General features: G+C 38.6%; 2 protein-coding genes. Both read right to left on the bottom strand.

The genetic code is table 11. The features are described 5' to 3' along the window. Positions 1-119: 119 nt before the first annotated feature. The gene (locus tag ABYK33_RS15695) at positions 120-566 is read right to left on the bottom strand and encodes a thiosulfate oxidation carrier protein SoxY (RefSeq protein WP_373034258.1); all 447 of its coding nucleotides are present in this window, start codon (positions 564-566) and stop codon (positions 120-122) included. Between the two features lie 103 nt (positions 567-669). After that, the coding region (locus ABYK33_RS15690) for a c-type cytochrome (RefSeq protein WP_373034257.1) at positions 670-1937 on the bottom strand (1268 nt) is incomplete at its 5' end.

The raw sequence follows: 1937 nt of genomic DNA, 5'->3' as shown, positions 1-1937 counted from the left end.
TCACATCGCCTTTAAGCTTTGCTTTAATTTTCATATTACCCATAATATTCCTTTTTCTTTCTATTTCTGTTTATATGTATTAAGTTTTAAGACCTAATCTAGCTGGTTGAGGGAAAGGATTAACCTTCACATCCACCAAGAGCAACTTCAAGTGACACGTTACCTGCATAGAACTTACCATCAGTACCTTCTACGATCGCAGTGATCTTACCAGATTTTTTCATTTTGATCTTCATCATATAATCAACAATTCCACCTTCTGGTACAGTAAATACACATACAGTAGCTTCAGGGTTAGCATCTTGGAAAACAGCTACAGTTTTAGCAGCAATATCAGAAGATACAGTTACAGGGATTGCTCCACCGTTACTTGCAACTTTTGGTGCTTTAACAGTTACACCTTTTTCTTCTGGTTTAATATCACCATAAAGTGCTTTAATTGAATCTGCTACAGTGTGTGCAGTCCATGTGTCAGGCTTTGTAGCTCTGAAATCAATTGCAGATAAACTTGCTGGTAATACAGCAGCTGCAACCATACTTAAACTCATAAATTTTCTTCTATCCATTTTATTTCCTTTGTGTATAAATGTAGATAAAAGGTCAGCCTTGCCAACCTCATATCCTACTCTACTAAAATATTGTGTAATAATTGTGATAACTCACACTTATTTACTTGCTTGCTTCCAACATATAATCAACAACTTCGTTCATCTGTGCATCAGTAAGATCCATAGCACCACCTTTTGGAGGCATACCATTAATTCCGTTTATAGCATTGTGATAAACTTGATCGATACCTTTTTCAAGTGCCGCAGTCCAAGCCGCTTTGTCTCCTACAGCAGGAGCACCCATTGCATCTGTTTCATGACATACTTTACAACTTGCATCGTAATTAGCTTTCCCCGGATGTGCAGGCCCAGCATCAGTAACTTCTGGTAATGTCTTCTCAGAATTCAATGGAGGACTGAAATCAGTCAGTGCAAATCCAATTCTTTGTATTTCAGGCTCACCCTCAAAACAATCTTTCATACATCTTACACCGTTACCATAGTTCAATGGGTTGTTAAAGTACTCACGTGCATTGTCCGGGCCGTTTGGACCATCGATTGCAGGTTCAAACCCATCAACATTTGGCATAACGATCTTTAAGAATTTTTCTCTGTCAAGTTCATATTCATCATCTACCTCAACACCATCAATTGACATCTCATTGATATAAAGGATATATGCAGTTAAAGCATACACTTCATCATCAGGCAATGTCAATGGCGCTTGGTGAGGCATACCAGTTTTAATGTACCACCACAAAGTACTTGCATATGGCCAGTTCGAACCAAATACACGCGTAGGACCATCTGAATCTGGATCTACTCTTTGATTCATAAGTGTCTTTTGCTGTTTCGCTGCATTACCTGCAGTTAATCTTGGGTAAAGTCCAGCACCTGCACCAAAGTCACCATGACAAGATTGACATTTTGCTTCATAGATTGCATCACCATCTTCTACAGTACCTGAACCTTCAGGAAGACCTGTACCGTCTGGCATAACATCGATATCCCAAGCTTTCTGCTCATTAGCAGTTGCTGTTTTACCTTTGTTAAATGGTGTTTTGTGTGCTTCTTCATTTACATGGTATGCACCTGTTTTACCGTTAACGATAGGATAGATCACCCCACCATCGATCACCAATTTACCATTATCATAAGTGTTTTTAACACTATCAGATAGAGTAGGAGTCAATGGACCTACAGCATCGATTTCTCTTTTAGTGAAACCTTCTGTGTTCATTGGTAAACTTACTGCTGCTGCCGTTGTAGTCTTTGCTTCTGCTGTCTCTTTTGTACCATTAGATGCATTACAAGCAGTTCCCAAAAATACTACCGATGCAAGTAAAGTACTTGCAACAATTTTTTTATGATAAGATTTGTACATTTGTA

Origin of the sequence: Sulfurovum sp. (genome assembly GCF_041562805.1) — a bacterium.
Lineage (GTDB): Bacteria > Campylobacterota > Campylobacteria > Campylobacterales > Sulfurovaceae > Sulfurovum.
This window is presented reverse-complemented; position numbering and strand designations above follow the sequence as displayed.